The organism is Candidatus Accumulibacter phosphatis (genome assembly GCF_000024165.1).
GTDB lineage: Bacteria > Pseudomonadota > Gammaproteobacteria > Burkholderiales > Rhodocyclaceae > Accumulibacter > Accumulibacter phosphatis.
In genome coordinates, this window is the sequence record NC_013194.1 from 1,412,630 (window position 1) to 1,429,655 (window position 17,026).

13 protein-coding genes are annotated in these 17,026 nt (G+C 63.1%); 6 read left to right on the plus strand and 7 right to left on the minus strand.

The genetic code is table 11. The features are described 5' to 3' along the window. The first annotated feature begins 17 nt into the window (after nucleotides 1-17). From CAP2UW1_RS23570 to CAP2UW1_RS06165, 4 genes are read left to right on the plus strand one after another with little or no spacing between them, the layout of a single operon-like run. The gene (locus CAP2UW1_RS23570) at nucleotides 18-1,031 is read left to right on the plus strand and encodes an SPOR domain-containing protein (protein ID WP_015765799.1); all 1,014 of its coding nucleotides are present in this window, start codon (nucleotides 18-20) and stop codon (nucleotides 1,029-1,031) included. Continuing rightward, a complete protein-coding gene (locus tag CAP2UW1_RS06155) occupies nucleotides 1,028-1,516 on the plus strand; it encodes a CvpA family protein (RefSeq protein WP_015765800.1) in 489 nt (162 codons plus the stop codon). Before CAP2UW1_RS23570 ends, CAP2UW1_RS06155 begins: the two co-directional genes overlap by 4 nt. A gap of 9 nt (nucleotides 1,517-1,525) precedes the next feature. Further along, nucleotides 1,526-3,052, plus strand: coding sequence for an amidophosphoribosyltransferase (gene purF, locus CAP2UW1_RS06160; RefSeq protein ID WP_015765801.1), 1,527 nt, complete (start codon nucleotides 1,526-1,528; stop codon nucleotides 3,050-3,052). A gap of 5 nt (nucleotides 3,053-3,057) precedes the next feature. Beyond that, nucleotides 3,058-4,239 carry an O-succinylhomoserine sulfhydrylase gene (locus tag CAP2UW1_RS06165; RefSeq protein ID WP_015765802.1) on the plus strand — a complete coding sequence of 394 codons (1,182 nt, stop codon included), beginning with the start codon at nucleotides 3,058-3,060 and terminating at the stop codon, nucleotides 4,237-4,239. Here CAP2UW1_RS06165 and CAP2UW1_RS06170 read toward each other — a convergent pair. From CAP2UW1_RS06170 to cimA, 4 genes are all read right to left on the minus strand, one after another. Beyond that, nucleotides 4,236-4,535: a hypothetical protein gene (locus tag CAP2UW1_RS06170; RefSeq protein ID WP_199931582.1), complete on the minus strand. Its 300-nt coding sequence runs from the start codon at nucleotides 4,533-4,535 to the stop codon at nucleotides 4,236-4,238. The genes CAP2UW1_RS06165 and CAP2UW1_RS06170 overlap by 4 nt on opposite strands. Further along, nucleotides 4,532-5,173: a 3-isopropylmalate dehydratase small subunit gene (gene leuD, locus CAP2UW1_RS06175; RefSeq protein ID WP_015765804.1), complete on the minus strand. Its 642-nt coding sequence runs from the start codon at nucleotides 5,171-5,173 to the stop codon at nucleotides 4,532-4,534. The genes CAP2UW1_RS06170 and leuD overlap by 4 nt, the downstream gene beginning before the upstream one ends. A 103-nt stretch (nucleotides 5,174-5,276) precedes the next feature. Next, nucleotides 5,277-6,707: a 3-isopropylmalate dehydratase large subunit gene (gene leuC, locus CAP2UW1_RS06180; RefSeq protein ID WP_015765805.1), complete on the minus strand. Its 1,431-nt coding sequence runs from the start codon at nucleotides 6,705-6,707 to the stop codon at nucleotides 5,277-5,279. 64 nt (nucleotides 6,708-6,771) lie between these two features. Next, nucleotides 6,772-8,337: a citramalate synthase gene (cimA, locus tag CAP2UW1_RS06185; RefSeq protein ID WP_015765806.1), complete on the minus strand. Its 1,566-nt coding sequence runs from the start codon at nucleotides 8,335-8,337 to the stop codon at nucleotides 6,772-6,774. 268 nt (nucleotides 8,338-8,605) lie between these two features. On the opposite strand from cimA, the gene lpxD reads away from it, so the two are divergent. Together lpxD and CAP2UW1_RS06195 are read left to right on the plus strand one after the other, a co-directional pair. After that, on the plus strand, nucleotides 8,606-9,622 hold the full coding sequence (lpxD, locus tag CAP2UW1_RS06190; RefSeq protein WP_015765807.1) for a UDP-3-O-(3-hydroxymyristoyl)glucosamine N-acyltransferase: 1,017 nt from the start codon (nucleotides 8,606-8,608) through the stop codon (nucleotides 9,620-9,622). A 509-nt stretch (nucleotides 9,623-10,131) separates the two neighbouring features. Continuing rightward, the gene (locus CAP2UW1_RS06195) at nucleotides 10,132-13,494 is read left to right on the plus strand and encodes a beta-ketoacyl-ACP synthase 3 (protein ID WP_015765808.1); all 3,363 of its coding nucleotides are present in this window, start codon (nucleotides 10,132-10,134) and stop codon (nucleotides 13,492-13,494) included. Nucleotides 13,495-13,667: 173 nt separating this feature from the next. Here CAP2UW1_RS06195 and CAP2UW1_RS06200 read toward each other — a convergent pair whose 3' ends face one another. The 3 genes from CAP2UW1_RS06200 to CAP2UW1_RS06210 form a co-directional block, all read right to left on the minus strand. Beyond that, nucleotides 13,668-14,453, minus strand: a complete 786-nt coding sequence (locus tag CAP2UW1_RS06200) for an enoyl-CoA hydratase/isomerase family protein (protein ID WP_015765809.1) — start codon at nucleotides 14,451-14,453, stop codon at nucleotides 13,668-13,670. A gap of 156 nt (nucleotides 14,454-14,609) precedes the next feature. After that, nucleotides 14,610-16,154, minus strand: a complete 1,545-nt coding sequence (gene lnt / locus CAP2UW1_RS06205; RefSeq protein WP_366915822.1) for an apolipoprotein N-acyltransferase — start codon at nucleotides 16,152-16,154, stop codon at nucleotides 14,610-14,612. After that, on the minus strand, nucleotides 16,138-16,983 hold the full coding sequence (locus CAP2UW1_RS06210) for an HlyC/CorC family transporter (RefSeq protein ID WP_015765811.1): 846 nt from the start codon (nucleotides 16,981-16,983) through the stop codon (nucleotides 16,138-16,140). The genes lnt and CAP2UW1_RS06210 overlap by 17 nt, the downstream gene beginning before the upstream one ends. Between the last annotated feature and the right edge of the window lie 43 nt (nucleotides 16,984-17,026).

Genomic DNA, 17,026 nt, shown 5'->3' on the forward strand with positions numbered 1-17,026 from the left:
TGGGCGCCACGATACCGATGACTGAATCCTCTGACCCGCAACTGCAACTCAAGAAACGGGCTCGTCGCCGCCTCGTCGGCGCAGTCGCTTTTGCTGGCCTGGCTGCGGTGGTCTTGCCGATGGTCATGGATGAGGAACCGAAACAGCGGCTTCAGGACGTCCAGATACGCATTCCCGGTCAGGAACAGGTGCCCGTGAGACCAGCTGAGCCTGCCCGTGCGGCCTTGCCGACGCCTTCGGGTGCGCCCGTGGCGAGTGCCGAGCAGGCGGCTGTAGGGACTTCGCACGATGCCGCCGAAAAGTCACAGGCAATCGTGCCGACGGCAAAGCTCTCCGGTACCGCGCCGGCCGACAAGGGGGCGGACAAGGCCCCGGAGAAGAAAGTGGCGAAGCCGCCCGAGAGGCTGGCGGAACAATCTCCCGAGAAAAAAGCCGTCAAGCCCGTCGACAAGACCCCCGACAAACAGCCGGTCGTAAAGAAGATCGACAAGCCGGCGGAGAAGCCGGAAGTCAAGAAGGCCGAGAAGCCGACTCCGAAGCCAGTCGAGAAAGCGGTGGAGAAGCCAGCGGAGAAGCCGGTGACGAAAGCCGTTGAGAAACCGGTCGAGAAGCCGGTCTCCAGGCCACTGGACAAGGCTGTCGACGACGCCAGCAAGCCGGCAGCCGACAAACCGGGAGAGAAACCCGTTGACGAAGGTGCCAAGCCTGCGGCGGACGAGTCGGCGCGCCCCGCCAGCGCGGCCCCGCCGGCCGGCAAGACAGCCGCAGCGGTGCCAGCGCCGGCGCCAGCGAAACCCGGTGGGCAGCATGTCATTCTGATCGGGGCCTTTGCCAATCCCGAGAATGTCAAACAGTTGCAGGGCAAGATCGGTGGACTGGGCGTCAGCACCTACACCGAGATGCTCAACTCGCCGGATGGCGCCAAGACGCGAGTGCGCGCCGGTCCTTTTCCCACTCGCGAGGCCGCCGACAATGCTCTCGAAAAGTTGAAGCGCAGTGGCATCAATGGAGTTGTCGCCGGCAGGCAATGACAGTCTTCGATTATTCCGTGGTGATGGTCGTCGCTGCTTCGCTGTTGCTCGGCATGTGGCGCGGCGTGGTGGGCGAGATCATCGCCCTCGTGGCGTGGATCCTGGCTTTCCTGGCGGCAAGGGCCTGGGGCGCGGAACTTGCCCTAGGGTTCTCGGCGATTGCCGATCCAACCCTGCGCATCGTCGCCGGGTGGGTCGCAGTCTTCGTGATCGTGCTCATCGCCATGGCTCTTCTGCGCATGGTCGTACAGGGCCTGCTCAAGGCCTTGGGGATGACCGTTACCGACCGCCTGCTCGGCGTCATGTTCGGTGTGGCGCGGGGTCTGGTCATCGTCCTGGCCTTCGTGGCGGTTGGCGGCATGACGTCCTTGCCGAAAGAGAAATGGTGGAGCGAGGCGTACTTCGCTGCTCCGCTGGAAACGGCGGTGCTGGCCAGCAGGCCCTGGTTGCCGACGGACGTGGCTAAACGAATCAGGTTCGGTTAGGAACAGACTATGTGCGGGATTCTCGGGGTGGTCGCCACCACGGCGGTAAACCAGTTGCTGTATGATGGTCTGATGGTCCTGCAGCACCGAGGTCAGGATGCCGCCGGTATTGCGACGGCCGAGGATGATGCGTTCCACATGCACAAGGGTTCGGGCTTGGTGCGCGACGTTTTCCGCACCCGCAACATGCGGGCCTTGCCGGGCAACATGGGCATCGCCCACTGTCGCTACCCCACCGCCGGTTCGGCGTTCGATGCCGCACTCTCGCAGCCCTTTTATGTCAACTCGCCGTTCGGGATAGTCCTTGGGCACAACGGCAACCTGACCAACACCGAACAGTTGAAGGAGGAGATGTTCCGTCAGGACTTGCGGCACATCAACACCAGCTCCGACTCGGAAGTCCTGCTCAATGCGCTGGCGCACGAGTTGCAGGCGACAGCCCAGGGCTGCCGCCTGGATCTCGATACGATCTTCGCCGCCGTCGCCGCCGTTCATCGTCGTTGCCGGGGAGCCTATGCGGTGGTCGCAATGATCGCCGGTTATGGCATGCTGGCGTTCCGCGATCCATTCGGCATCCGCCCGCTGGTCTTCGGCACCAACGAGACTCCCGAAGGCACGGAGTATCTTTTCGCTTCCGAGTCGGTGGCGCTCGACACCCTCGGTTTCCAGGTGCTTCGGGATGTTGCTCCCGGCGAAGCGATCTTCATCGACCTGGAGCACCGCATGCATCAGCGTCAGTGCGCCGTGACTTCGACACTCTCGCCCTGTATCTTCGAATTTGTCTACCTGGCACGCCCAGACTCGGTGATCGACGGCGTGTCCGTCTATGAGGCGCGTTTGCGGATGGGTGAGCATCTGGCAGACAAGTTGATCAAACGCATTCCGGTCGATCAGATCGATGTGGTCATCCCGATCCCCGACTCGAGCCGTCCTTCGGCAATGCAGCTGGCCCAGCGCATCGGCGTCCCGTATCGCGAAGGTTTCGTCAAGAACCGCTATATCGGACGTACTTTCATCATGCCTGGTCAGGCGACGCGCAAGCGGTCGGTACGGCAGAAACTCAACACCGTGGCGCAGGAATTCAAAGGCAAACGCGTCCTCCTGGTCGATGATTCGATCGTGCGCGGAACGACGAGCCGCGAGATCGTCGAGATGGCACGCGCCGCCGGCGCGCTGAAGGTTTACTTCGCTTCGGCGTCGCCGCCCGTGCGCTTTCCGAACGTTTACGGAATCGACATGCCGACACGTGGCGAACTCATTGCCACCGGTCGTACCGGCGAGGAGATCGCCCTCGAGATCGGCGCCGACGCGCTGGTCTATCAGGATCTGGACGCGCTGAAAGCGTCGATTCGTGAGCTCAAGCCGGCGCTCGCCAGCTTCGACACCTCCTGCTTTGATGGTACTTACGTTACTGGCGATGTCAGCCTGGAGTACCTCAACGCCATCGAACTGGCGCGGGAGGGTCACCATGCCTTGACCAAGGACGATCGTTGGACGTCAAGGCAGTTGCAACTCAACCTGATGTCGGTGGACTGAAGTCGATGGCACTCGATCGCAACTATTCCCTCGAAACGCTGGCCGTGCGCGAGGGCCAGGAACGCAGCCAGTTCAACGAGCACAGCGAGGCCCTGTACCTGACATCGAGCTTTGTCTTCGACAGCGCGGCGCAGGCTGCTGCACGCTTTTCGGGGGAGGAAGCCGGCAACGTCTACTCGCGCTTCACCAATCCGACGGTGGCCGCTTTCCAGGATCGTCTGGCAGCCCTCGAGGGCGCCGAGGCGTGCGTGGCCACGGCGTCGGGAATGTCGGCCATTCTCTCTCTGGTCATGGCGCTGTGCAGCAGCGGCGACCACGTGGTCGCGTCGACGGGCCTGTTCGGAGCCACGCAGCAATTGCTCGGCACCATCATGCCGCGCTTCGGCATCCGTACGACCTTTGTTGCGCAGACCGATGTCGCCGCGTGGCACGCGGCGATACAGCCTGAAACGAAGATGTTCTTCCTCGAAACCCCGTCGAATCCGCTGACCGAAATCGCCGACATCGCCGCGCTGGTGGGCATCGCGCGCGCGCAGGGTGTCCTGGTGGCGGTCGATAACTGCTTTTGCACGCCGATTCTGCAACGACCGCTCGACCTGGGCGCCGATCTGGTCGTCCATTCGGCGACCAAGTTTCTTGACGGTCAAGGGCGGGTCCTCGGCGGTGCTGTTGCCGGGCCCAGGCTACTCACCGACGAGGTGTTCAAGTTTCTGCGAACCGCCGGGCCGACGCTTTCCGCCTTCAACGCCTGGGTGCTGCTGAAAGGGCTGGAGACGCTCCAGATTCGCCTCGAAGCGCAATCGGCGAAGGCCATGCAACTGGCGTTGTGGCTGGAGAAGCATCCCAGCGTGGCACGGGTTTACTATCCCGGCTTGCCCTCGCATCCACAGTTCGAACTGGCGCGACGGCAACAGAAGAGCGGTGGTGCGATCGTCTCCTTTACTGTCAAGGGAGCGCGCGCCGAAGCCTGGAAGGTCGTCGATAGCTGTCGTCTGCTGTCGATCACCGCCAACCTCGGGGATACGAAGACGACCCTGACGCATCCCGCTTCGACCACGCATGGCCGGCTTACGCCCGAACAGCGCGCCGCCGCGGGCATCGGCGACGACCTGCTGCGCATTGCTGTCGGTCTCGAGGCCGTGGTCGATCTGCAGACCGACCTCGAAATCGGCCTGTCGTCGATCTAGCGGTTGCCGCCGGAGGGCTCGCGGCGTTTCGGCCGGGCCAGATCGTCACGATCGCCGGCGGCTTGTTTCAGCGCATCCTTGGCCGGTTGCGGCATCATGAAATAGGTCATCAGGCTCGAGCACATACAGATCATCCAGAAGAGCAGGAAACCCGTCGAGTAGGTGGCTGTCGGCGACCATTCGACGAGTTCGCCGAACAGGTACAACTGCCGCGGATCGATCATCGTGAAAAACAGCGTCTCGGCGATGCCGGCGGCGATAAAGGCCGGCCACATGACCCAGATCACGTGCTTCATGTCTGGAACAGCCATTGCGCCTCGGCCTGGCGCCGCGCCTCGTAGGCCTTGATCTTGTCGGTGTGCAGCAGGGTCAGGCCGATGTCGTCGAGACCGTTGAAGAGGCGGTGTTTACACTCGCCATCGACGACAAAGGGAATCACCTCGCCGGCCGGTGTGGTGACCGTTTGCGCGGCGAGATCGAGGCTGAGGCTATAGCCGGCGTGTGCTGCGGTCTCCTGGAACAGTCGATCGACAGTGGTGGCAGCCAGAACGATCGGCAGGATGCCGTTCTTGAAGCAGTTGTTGAAGAAGATGTCTGCGAAGCTCGGAGCGATGATGGCGCGGAAGCCATAATCCTCGAGCGCCCAAGGCGCGTGCTCACGGCTCGAACCACAGCCGAAATTTTCGCGCGTGAGCAGGATCGACGCACCTTGGTAGCGCGGCTGGTTGAGAACGAAATCCGGGTTCAGCGGGCGCGTCGCGCAATCGCGGTCCGGTTCGCCGCGATCCAGGTAGCGCCATTCGTCGAAAGCGTTGGGGCCGAAGCCCGAGCGCTTGATCGACTTGAGAAACTGTTTGGGGATGATCGCGTCAGTATCGACATTGGCGCGGTCGAGCGGGGCGACCAGACCCTGCAGGGTGGTGAACGGTTTCATTTGTCGTCTGCCTTCCGGCTGGCCATGCCAGCCCCTCGAAGATCCAGGTCAATCGCGCGCGCGACTTGGCGTGCGTCGCAGCGGTGAAGAGTGTTTGCCGTCATCACCGGGCCTCGCCGGTCAAGCCGCGGATATCCACGAAATGCCCGAACACGGCCGCTGCCGCCGCCATCGCCGGTGATACGAGATGGGTGCGACCACCCTGTCCCTGACGCCCCTCGAAGTTGCGATTCGAGGTCGAGGCGCAACGCTCCCCCGGCTCAAGGCGGTCGGCATTCATCGCCAGGCACATCGAACAGCCGGGCTCCCGCCATTCGAAACCGGCGGCGCGGAAGTCCTTGTCGAGCCCTTCCGCCTCGGCCTGGGACTTGACCAGACCGGAGCCGGGAACGACGATGGCCAAGCGGACATTGGCGGCGACGCGGCGCCCCTGCGCAACCGCCCAGCGCGCCACGGCAGCGGCTTCACGCAGGTCTTCGATGCGCGAGTTGGTGCACGAGCCGATGAAGGCCTTGTCGATGGCGATCTCGGTGATCGGTGTGCCGGCGGTCAGCCCCATGTAGGCCAGTGCCCGTTCCCAACCGGCTTTCTTGACGGCACTTGGCGCATCCGCCGGGTCGGGCACGCGGTCTTCGACCGACGACACCATTTCCGGCGACGTGCCCCAGGTCACCTGCGGCCTGATCGTTGCTGCGTCGAATTCGAGCACGGCGTCGAACTGGGCGCCGTCATCCGAGTGCAGGGTGCGCCAGTACGCCACCGCCTGTTGCCAGTCGGCACCTCTTGGCGCCTGTGGACGGCCCTCGACATAGGCGATCGTCTTTTCGTCCGCGGCCACCATGCCGGCACGGGCACCGGCTTCGATCGCCATGTTGCACAGCGTCATGCGGCCTTCCATCGACAGCCCGCGGATCGCGCTACCGCCGAACTCGACGGCATAACCATTGCCACCCGCCGTGCCGATTCTGCCGATGATCGCCAGCGCGAGATCCTTGGCGGTCACGCCGGCCGGCAGCTTGCCGTCGACTCGCACCAGCATCGACTTCGACTTCTTCTGCCACAGGCATTGTGTCGCCAGCACCTGCTCGACTTCGGAAGTTCCGATGCCGAAGGCCAACGCAGCGAAGGCGCCGTGCGTGCTGGTATGCGAATCGCCGCAGACCAGCGTCGCCCCCGGCAGGGTGAAACCCTGTTCGGGCCCGATGACATGGACGATGCCCTGGCGGCTGTCGTCCATTCGGAATTCGTTCAGGCCGAACTCGGCGCAGTTGGCGTCGAGGGTTTCCACCTGGGTCCGCGAGACCGGATCGACGATGCCGGCGGCGCGGTCGGTGGTCGGCACGTTGTGATCGGGGGTGGCGAGAACCGTCTTTGCCTGCCACAGGCGGCGGCCAGCCAGCTTGAGTCCTTCAAAAGCCTGTGGGCTGGTCACTTCATGCACCAGATGACGGTCGATATAAATCAACGCCGTGCCATTGCCTTCCTGATGGACGACGTGCGCGTCCCAGAGTTTGTCGTAAAGCGTGCGTGCCATGATCAATTTGCCGGGCCAAGGAAAGTCTAGATTATCGCATTTCGCGGGCTTTGGTCGCCGCAATTCAGTCCTTTTCCGTCAGCCGGATCAGCGCGTACTCCATACTGTCGGAGAGCGCCCGCCAACTGGCGTCAATGATGTTGGCGTTGGCGCCGACGGTGGTCCAGGCTTCCGTTCCGCTCTGGAAGTCGATCAGGACGCGGGTATTGGCCGCCGTGCCGGCCGTACCGCCCAGGATGCGCACCTTGTAGTCGGCGAGTCGTACTGTGCGGAGAACCGGATAGTCCTCGACGAGTGCCTCCTGCAGCGCGCTGGCCAGTGCGTTAACCGGGCCGTTGCCCTCGGCAGCGGTGAATTTCACGGTCTGGCCGACCTTGATCTTGACCGTTGCCTCGGCCACCAGCCCACGCCCATGCCGCCTTTCGGTGATCGCGAAATAGTCGAGGAGTTCGAAGGGGCGGCGGTAGTGTGGGCTCAGCCGGTGGAACATCAGTTCGACACTGGCCTCGGCTGCCTCGAAGGTGAAGCCTTCGTGCTCAAGGTGCTTGATCTGTGCCAGCACATGCTGTGCCGCCTCGTTGTCGAGGTCGAGTCCCATGCGGCGCGCCTGCAGAACGATGTTGCCGCGACCGGACAACTCCGAGGTCACCGAACGCATCAGGTTACCCACCTGCTCCGGGTCGATGTGCTGGTAGGTATCCGGCGACTTCAGGATCGCGGCGACGTGAATGCCCCCCTTGTGCGCGAATGCCGAATGACCCGTATAGGGCTGGTGGTCGTTGTGCTTCAGGTTGGCCACCTCGGCGACATAGCGCGAAAGCGCGGTCAACTCGCGCAGGCGCTCCTCGGCCAGCACGGAATAGCCCATCTTCAGTTGCAGATTGGGCAGGATGGTCACCAGGTCGGCATTGCCGACACGCTCGCCATAGCCGTTGATCGTTCCCTGTACCATCGTCGCGCCAGAACGGACGGCCGCCAGCGAATTGGCGACGCCGCAGCCTGTGTCGTTGTGACAATGCACGCCGATTCGGGCTGCGGGCAGCCGTTCGGCAACCGCGCGGGTGATCGACTCCATTTCCCATGGCAGCTTGCCGCCGTTGGTTTCGCAGAGCACGAGCCAGTCGGCCCCGCCGTCGGCTGCCGCGCGCAGGGTCGCCACGGCGTAGTCCGGGTTGGCCAGGAAACCATCGTAAAAATGCTCGGCGTCGAAGACGACTTCCTTGCCCTGCGCCTTCATCCAGGAGACGCTGTCGCGAATCATCGCCAAGTTCTCTTCGAGGGTCGTCGAGAGTACATGCGTCACGTGGTAGTCCCAGGCCTTGCCGACCAGCGTTACCACTGGCGTACCGGCGACGACCAGGGCGCGCAGGTTGGTGTCCTCCTCACACGATCCGTTGGCGTTGCGCGTCCGTCCAAAGGCTGCCAGGCGCGCCGGCAGATTCATGCGCATGACGCGCGCGAAGAAGTCGGCGTCCTTGGGGTTGGAACCGGGCCAGCCGCATTCGATGTAATGCATGCCGAAAGCGGCCAGGCGCTGCGCGATGGTCAGCTTGTCGTCAACGGAAAGCGAGATGTCTTCACGCTGCGAGCCGTCACGCAGGGTCGTGTCGTAGAGAAAGATCGGAGTCATGGGCAGGAAGGGAGAGAACAAGAAAAGAGCGCCGCACGCCTCCCGGACATGGCAGCGAGTTCGGTAACTCGCGGCAGGCCGCTCGCTCGACGCGGAGCGGATGGCCAATTCAGGCGGTAGCGGGGGAGGAAAATGGCAAGAGGAGACAACGCCGACCGGCGGGAGAGTATCTCCGGCTCGCTCGGCGCTGTCAAGCGCGGATCGAAACCACCCGTTGTTGCAAGGCTTTGACTATCCCCGGCAGCCTGTCCCGTGCGAAAATGCGGGCATGTACATGCGCGATCTTCAGCAGAAACTCGGCGGCGAGATGGTGGGCGAAGTCAATCAGCCGCTCACCGGCGTCGGCACAATCCGTTCGGCCACGCCGACCCAAATAACCTTCCTGGCGAATTCACGATACCGTTCCGATCTGGCGGCTTCGCGTGCCGGGGCGGTCATTCTCGGCGCTGCAGACCGGGACCTGACGCCGCTGCCACGTCTGGTGGTTGCCAACCCGTACGTCTGTTTCGCGCGGGTGGCCCAACTCTTCAGTCCGCCACCGCTCTACGCCAGCGGCGTCCATCCGTCTGCCATCATCCACGCCGGGGCGCGCGTACCTGAAAGCGCTTCCGTCGCAGAACATGTTTCGATCGGTCGCGGCGCCGTGATTGGTGAAGGTGCGCGCATCGGACCGGGATGTATCCTGGGTGACGAGGTGTCGGTGGGTGCCCACACCTGCCTCGTCGCGCGCGTCACAATCTACGCGCGCTGCTCGATTGGCGCGCGCGGGATCATCCATGCCGGCGTGGTGATCGGCGCCGATGGCTTCGGGTTTGCGCCCGACTTTTCGGAAGGCGACGGTGGCTGGGCAAAAATCCCGCAGGTCGGCCGCGTCGTCATTGGCGATGACTGCGAAATCGGTGCGAACACCTCCATCGATCGCGGTGCGATCGATGACACCGTGCTCGGCAACGACGTCAAGATCGACAATCAGGTTCAGATCGGCCACAACTGCGTGATCGGTGATCACACAATCATCTGCGGATGCGTCGGCATTGCCGGCAGCAGCACAATCGGCCGCCGCGTCATGATGGGCGGCGGCTCCGGTGTTGTCGGTCATCTGGAGATCTGCGACGGCGCCGTCGTTTCGGCGATGACGCTGGTCACCAAGTCGATTACCGAGCCGGGAATGTACACCGGGTCGATGCCGTTGATGAAACACGCTGACTGGCTCAGGAATGTGGTGCATGTGCGGCGCTTGGGTGCCCTCGCCGATGCGCTCAAGAGAACGGCAGGCTCGAAATGAGCCACAGAATTCTCCCTCAGGGCGCGATCCGGATTACGCCGGGGATAGCTGTCCTGGCCCTTCTCGATGAACGTCAGCCGCCCGGATCGCGCGCCGGGATTGTGGCGCCCGGGCTGCGGCCGCCGCCCAGCGCCGCCCGATGAGAGTCCCGAGATCGAATCGACGGTCGACCCGGTAAGCCGCCGTCGCGAGCGTCTGATGCCGACACTTTCGCGAGCGGGCGTGAGTGTGGCACGCCGGGGGTGACCAGCCTTGTCAGACTGATTTTCACAACCTGTCACGATGCCCCCTGGATCGCCTTGCCTGATCCAGTTGTCAGAAACCGCCAGTACCCCGGAAAACGTGGAACAAGCCCTTGATTGGGGACTAACTCCCGGAGAACGCCTAACCGTCTTTCAAGAGAATTCGCCGACAGTCGGGAACGATGGTCATGGATCTTGAGGAAACCACGTTAGCCCCGGGCTGTGACACGAAGTCGATAGATGCTGGTTAGAGTCCTAGGAGAACCCATGGCAATCAAAGCCTCAGCACCTCTGGATATCCTCAAAGCCCTTTACCGGACCATGGTGATGTCGCGCGAGGTCGATCTGATCGAGCAGGAATACACGGGTCGAGGGGAGGCTGTCTTTCACGTTTCCGGAGCAGGCCACGAAGCCTCTGCAGCCCTGAGTCCGTTTCTGGGACCGCAGGACTGGCTCCACTGCCACTACCGCGACAAAGCTCTGATGATGGCCCGTGGCATTGCCCCACAGCAGTTCTTTCTTGCGCTTTTCAACAAAGACGCCTCCCACAGCCGGGGCCGTCAAATGAACGCGCATATGAGTTGCCCGCAACTCAGGATTCTGTCCCTCGTGGGGCCGGTGGGCAACTCGGCTCTGCAGGCGGTTGGCGTTGCCAACGCGGTGAAAGGTGACGCCGATCAACCGGTGGTGCTGTGCTCGCTTGGCGATGGAATGACTCAGCAGGGAGAGGTTCTTGAAGCCCTGGCGCACGCCGTCCGAGAAAACCTGCCTGTGCTTTTTCTGGTCCAGGACAACAAGCTGGCCATCTCCACCTCCACCACCGCCAAGACCTTTTACCAGACGCCGGCGGGAGATGCTTCAGAGTTCTATGGAATTCCCATTCACCGGATCAATGGGCGCTATCCGCAAACCTGCCTGGAGACTTTCGCAACGCTGGTCGCGGCCATGCGAAAAGACCGGAGTCCGGCCATTGTCATCATGGACGTGGACCGCTTACATAGCCACACCAATGCCGATGACCAGAGAATCTACCGCAGTGTCGGCGAACTCGAGCAGGTGAAGGAATCCGGGGACCCCATTGTGAACCTGGAAATCTGGCTCAAGGCTCAGGGTGTACCGGAAGACTTCTTTGCTGGGCTAGGGGACTCCCTGCGTGCCGATCTCAAGATACAAGCTTCCCTGGCCCAAAGAAGTCCGGAGCCGTCTCCCACCCGTACGGCGCTGAAGCCTTTGCCACCAACGCTGGAAGACCCCTCGTCTGAATATCGAGGCTCCCCTTCCGCCACCGGTGAAGACAATCTGGTGATGCTGGAAGCCATCCGCGAAGTGCTGAGAAAACGGATGTCGGAGGACGAAAGGATCACCCTGTTCGGTGAGGATCTCGAGGATCCCAAGGGCGACGTCTTCGGGCTGACCAAAGGCCTGTCGACCACCTTTCCGGGCCGGGTAAGGAACTCGCCACTGGCCGAAGCCACCATCGTCGGAGTCAGCATCGGGGAAGCCCTGGCGGGAAGGCGCCCGGTGGCCTTTCTTCAATTCGCGGACTTCCTTCCCATTGCCTACAATCAGATCGTTTCAGAACTGGGGTCCATGCATTGGCGAACCGACGGGGGTTGGGAAGCGCCCGTAATCGTCATGGTCACCTGCGGCGGCTACAAACCCGGTTTGGGTCCTTTCCACGCCTCGAGTTACGAAGCCCTGGCTGTTCACACGCCCGGAGTGGACGTTTTCATGCCTTCGACCGCTGGCGACGCCGCAGGTCTTCTCAACGCGGCCTTCGAAAGCGGACGTCCAACCCTTTTCTTTTATCCGAAGAGCTGCCTCAATGACCGGGACAACGCCACCAGTTGCGACGTGGAGAAACAGCTCATTCCCCTGGGAAGAGCGAGAACCGTCCGTCAGGGAAAGGACATCACCCTGGTTGGCTACGGCAACACCGTGAAACTCTGCCTCCAGGCGGCTGTGGCTTTGTCATCGCAGGGTGCTGAGGCGGAGGTCATCGATCTCAGAACGCTCCAGCCCTGGGATCGGAGGACTGTGGCCGTTTCGGTGGAGAAGACCGGGCGCCTTGTCGTCGTGCACGAGGATAACGAGAGTGCGGGCATGGGTGCGGAAATCATAGCGGTCATGGCAGAAACGGTAGCGAGACCCTTCCGCGTCCGCCGGGTGGCGAGGGCAGACACCTATGTGCCCTGTAACTTTGCCAACCAGCTGGAGGTTCTCCCGAGCTATAAACGCCTACTTGAAACGGCTGTGGAAATGCTTGGAGGTCATGTTGGCTGGGAGCTTCCGCCCACCGCGCCAAGAGGTTGCTTCTTGGTGGAGGCCATTGGTTCCAGCCCCTCTGATGAATCCGTCACGGTGGCCAGGTGGTTGGTAAAGCCGGGCGATACGATCGGGGAAGGGGACTATATCGGCGACCTGGAAGCCGACAAGGCCGCCGTGGAGTTGCGATCGCCAGCCTCTGGACTCCTGGAAGAAATCCTGGTTCCAGAAGGAACCATGGTAAAGGTGGGTACGCCTGTTCTAAAGGTCAAGATCGGCGAGGGCGAGGAAGGCTTCAAGCCTCTGACGAAAGAGAATCCGGGACAACCTCGGATATCCGACCTGCGGCTGGCGCCCGCCACGCCGGTCGCACCGCTGGTTTCTCACCGGGATTCCCAAGGATTGGTGGGCATTCAGGCCGTAACGAGTGTCAAGGGAAGTCGGGTTGTCACCAACCTGGAGATTGCCGGGATGTGTCCCGAGTGGGAGACCGATGATATCTTCAAGCGCATCGGTATTGAAACCAGGCCCTGGATTGCCGACGGAGAGACGGTATTGTTCCTGGCCACGGCGGCAGCGAGAAAGTTGCTCAAACAAACGGGCCTGACATTGGCGGACATCGATCTGATCCTGGTGTCGACGGGTACGCCGCCAGCCCACACCCCGTCCCTGGCTGCCATGATCCAGATGAATCTGAACCTCGATGAGGCCGATCCCATCCTGGTTCCTGCCTATGACTTCTCTTCTGCTTGCTCCGGGTATATTTTTGGATTGAAGCAGGCGTCCGATCACTTGAAACTCCGGCAAAAGGATCGGGTGCTGCTGATTACCGCGGAAGTCCTGTCGCCGCAGATCGACATGGCCGACTACGGTACCGCGCCGGTGTTCGCCGACGCTGCCACGGCTACTCTGCTTGTCGGGTCGGGGAGAGCCGGAGTCATGAAACTCAAGGTATTGGAAACAGCCATAGGAACGCATGGAGAGTCGGGTGAAATACTGAAGCTGCCCGCCAATCCCGGCGAGAAGATTTCAATGGATGGTCCCAAGGTCTACCTGGGCGCGGTCAAGTACATGCCGCAGGCCTTGGTGGACGCGTGTCGTCAGCTGGGCATGGAACCGCAGAACCTGGATCTCGTCGTTCCGCATCAAGCCAACCAGAGGATCATCAATGCTCTCCGCCAGAGAATGAAGCTGGCGGAAGACCAGGTTTACTCCAACATCGGCCACAGTGGGAACACCTCCAGCTCGACCATTCCCCTTTGCCTTGAGGAACTTCTGCCCTTGGCTACAGCGGGGCAGAAGTGGGGTCTTACCGCTTTTGGGGGAGGATTTACCTTCGGCGGCGCCGTCCTGGAAGTGGTCTGAAGGACCGGCGACCCAGGCCCAAGAGACGGTCAAGGCGCAGTACCTGGCTCGCCGCGCTGCTTGCCCTTGTTCCCTGCGGAAACGCAGAGCCTGCGGGCAAGCCGGCTTCGGTCGTGAGGAGGCGCATGTGTGCGGTGCGCGCCTGGCCTGGAGCGAGGAATGAGGAATGAGCTTCACTGGCCTGTCCAGCGGGGCTGCTGCTTGTTGAGGAAAGCGGTGGTGCCGATGCGGAAATCTTCGCTGGCGGCGACGAGGCCGAAGTAGTCGGCGCCGAGTTGCGCCGAGTCGTCGAGCGAGAGGTTCAGCCCGCGGTGCATCGCCTCCCAGGTCAGTCGCACGGCGGTGGGCGACTGCGCGAGGATGTCTGCAAGGAAGACTTGTGCCTCGTCGAGGAGACGGTCAACGGGGACGACACTCTGTACCAAGCCGATCTGCAGAGCCTCGTCGGCATCGACAGCGCGTCCACGCAGCAGCATTTCGGCCGCCCGACCGCGGCCGACCAGACGCGGTAGCCGGGTGGTGCCGCCGAAGCCGGCGATGGCACCGATCTGCACTTCCGGGTGGCCGAGCCGCGCACCGCGAGCGGCGATGCGCAGCGTGCACGCCTCGGCCAGTTCCAGGCCGCCACCCAGCGCCGCACCGTTGATCGCGGCGACCACCGGCTTCCCCAGTGTCTCGATGCGGCAATTGACTTCGACGGCGAGCCTGGCGAACTCGCGCACGGCGAGCGGCGAGGCGCTGTTGAGTTGGCGAATGTCGGCGCCGGCGCAGAAGGCGCGCGTGCCGCCACCGGTGAGGATGACGGCACGCACCGCAGCGTCGGTGCGCAACCTGTCGAGTAGCGCGGCGAGTTGCTGCAAGACGGCGAGGTTGAGCGCATTGAGCGCCTCGGGGCGGTTGAGCGTCAGCACGACGATGCCGGCGTGTTGCTCGAAGACGACGATGCTGGAATCGGACACGGTGGGTTCCCAGGTTGGTTGAGGAGGACCAAGCATAGGGAGACGGCCGCGGCGGAGCATGAAACTGCTGCATGTTGCCAGTGAGATTTCTTCTCCTTCGACGCAACCGGCGGCCCGGCGCCCGTCATTCTGGCAACATTGACACTCGCCGACTGGTCATGCCTGTCGTGGGAACGCCTTGCGGTCGCTCGCCAGGGCGATGAGCAGCAACGCGAGAACGACGGCCGGCCAGTTACCCCAGCGAACATAAGGCGTCGCTCCGGAATAGCCCCGTACTTCGCCGACCAGCGCGCCGCGGGTAAATGGCGGCAACACCGACTGCACATGACCGTCGACATCGACGATGGCGGTCATGCCGGTGTTGGTCGCGCGCAGCATCATGCGGCCGGTTTCAAGTGCGCGCATCTGGGCGATCTGCAAGTGCTGTGCCGGCGCCAGCGAGTCGCCGAACCACGCCACGTTGGAGATGTTGACCAGCAGCGTGGCGGCCGGCAGCGCGCCGATGATCTCCTCGCCGAAGGCATCCTCGTAGCAGATGTTCACCGCGACGTACTGGCCGCCCAGGCGCAGCGGCGCCTGCGCGCGCGCGCCGGCCGTGAAGTCCGACATCGGGATGTTGGCCTTGGCCATGAACCAGGCAAAGCCGGGGGGAACGAACTCGCCGAAGGGCACCAGGTGGCTCTTGCTGTAGTGCTGTTGGCCGCTGGCACCGAGGCTCAGCGCCGCATTGAAGTACTGCCGGCCGTCGGCGATGGCGATACCGAGCAGCAGGTCACCTTGTTGGCGGAGTGCAAGTTGTCGCAAGGCGTCGAGATACTCGCCCGGAATCTGCTCGAGAAAAGCGGGCAGGGCGGTCTCCGGCAGCACCGTAAGCTGCGCTGGATTCTCCAGCGCCAGACGATAGTAGGTGCGCAGCGAATCGACGAAGCGCTCGGGCCGCCATTTCATTTCCTGGGCGACGTTGCCCTGGAGCAGGGCTACCGACAGCGGCTCGCCCGTCGGTTGCGTCCAGCGGACTTCGCGGAGCAGGCCGCCCGCAGCAAGAACCACGGCCGTGGCGAGCAGCGGCAAGGCGGGACACCAGCGCAGCAAGCTGCGCGTGCCGCAGCTTTCGCTCGACAGCCAGCGCCTGACGACCTCGAGAATCAGCGCCCCGATCAGCGCCGATGCCAGCGTGACGCCATGCAGGCCGAGCAGCGGCGCATAGCCGGCGAGCGGGCTCGGCGGTGTCTGAGAATACCCGGCGGCGAGCCAGGGAAAGCCGGTGAAGGCCCAGGTGCGCGTCCACTCGGCAAGCGTCCACAGGCCGGCGAAGAGCAGTGCCCGGGGAAACCAGCCAGGCGCCGAGAGACGAACGAACAGCGCGCCGCCCAGTGCCGAAAACAGTGCGAGTACAGCGCAGAAAAGGACCGTGGCCACGCCCGCAAGCCATACCGGCATGCCGCCGAAAACGCTGAGGCTGACATAGACCCACGAAACGCCGGTCAGGAACAGGCCGCAGCCATAGGCTCCGGCGATCAAGGCGGCACGGCGCGAACTCCTGGCGCCGGCGGCTTCGGCAGAGAGCAGGCCGAACAGGCCGCCGAGGCTCAGCCAGTTGACCGGAAACCAGCCAAGCGGGGCAAAGGCGAGGACGCCGGCCGCGCCGAGCAGCAGCGCGCCGAGGCAGTGCCAGCGCAGCGCGTTACTCAGGACTGTCAGCCTCGGGTGGCCGCGTGACGATCAGGGTGTAGATGCGCCGGCTGTCGGCGCGCAATACCTGGAAGCGCGTGCCGTCGATGACGATCGTCTCGTTGAACTGCGGCACCCGGCCCAGGTGGTGCAGGACCAGTCCACCGACCGTATTGCATTTCTCGTCGCTGAAGTGGGTTCCCAGCGCGGCGTTGAAATCCGCCACTGCCGCGTGCGCCTTGACGCGATACAGACCATTCTGGTCGAGCTGGATGTTCTCGTCGGCTTCGTCGAAATCGTATTCGTCCTCGATCTCGCCGACGATCTGTTCGAGGACGTCCTCGATGGTGATGAGGCCGGCAATTCCGGCGTATTCGTCAATGACGATGGCCATGTGATTGCGCGAGACGCGGAATTCGCGGAGCAGGACGTCGAGACGCTTGAATTCGGGGATGAACACCGCCGGGCGCACCCACTCACGCAGGTTGAAGGGCGCATCGCGCCGTACGCGCAGCAGATCTTTGGCGAGCAGAATGCCGACCACATGATCGCGGTCGCCGTTGATTACCGGGAACCGCGAGTGAGCCGTGGTGTTGACACGGTCGATGACGTCATCGAGCGTGTCGCCGACATCGACCACTTCCATCTGCGGGCGCGGCACCATGACTTCGCGAACGATCATTTCCGAGGCGGCGAGGGCGCCTTCGGTGATGCTCAAGGCGTCGGCGTCGAGAAGCTTGCGCTGGTGTGCCGCGTGCAGCAGTTGCACCAGTTGTTCGCGGTCTTCCGGTTCGCGCACCAGGAGCGACGAGAGACGTTCAAAGAAACCGGGTTTGCCACTTGGGCTGCTACTGTCCATACTGACCTTTTGAGGAATGAGGCGTCAGCGGCGCCGGGTGACG

What these genes read in the sequence shown, in the direction of transcription:
- CAP2UW1_RS23570 (WP_015765799.1), top strand. Translation starts at nt 18, where the DNA reads ATGACTGAATCCTCTGACCCGCAACTGCAACTCAAGAAACGGGCTCGT.
- CAP2UW1_RS06155 (WP_015765800.1), top strand. Translation starts at nt 1,028, where the DNA reads ATGACAGTCTTCGATTATTCCGTGGTGATGGTCGTCGCTGCTTCGCTG.
- purF (WP_015765801.1), top strand. Translation starts at nt 1,526, where the DNA reads ATGTGCGGGATTCTCGGGGTGGTCGCCACCACGGCGGTAAACCAGTTG.
- CAP2UW1_RS06165 (WP_015765802.1), top strand. Translation starts at nt 3,058, where the DNA reads ATGGCACTCGATCGCAACTATTCCCTCGAAACGCTGGCCGTGCGCGAG.
- CAP2UW1_RS06170 (WP_199931582.1), bottom strand. Translation starts at nt 4,535, where the DNA reads ATGAAGCACGTGATCTGGGTCATGTGGCCGGCCTTTATCGCCGCCGGC.
- leuD (WP_015765804.1), bottom strand. Translation starts at nt 5,173, where the DNA reads ATGAAACCGTTCACCACCCTGCAGGGTCTGGTCGCCCCGCTCGACCGC.
- leuC (WP_015765805.1), bottom strand. Translation starts at nt 6,707, where the DNA reads ATGGCACGCACGCTTTACGACAAACTCTGGGACGCGCACGTCGTCCAT.
- cimA (WP_015765806.1), bottom strand. Translation starts at nt 8,337, where the DNA reads ATGACTCCGATCTTTCTCTACGACACGACCCTGCGTGACGGCTCGCAG.
- lpxD (WP_015765807.1), top strand. Translation starts at nt 8,606, where the DNA reads ATGTACATGCGCGATCTTCAGCAGAAACTCGGCGGCGAGATGGTGGGC.
- CAP2UW1_RS06195 (WP_015765808.1), top strand. Translation starts at nt 10,132, where the DNA reads ATGGCAATCAAAGCCTCAGCACCTCTGGATATCCTCAAAGCCCTTTAC.
- CAP2UW1_RS06210 (WP_015765811.1), bottom strand. Translation starts at nt 16,983, where the DNA reads ATGGACAGTAGCAGCCCAAGTGGCAAACCCGGTTTCTTTGAACGTCTC.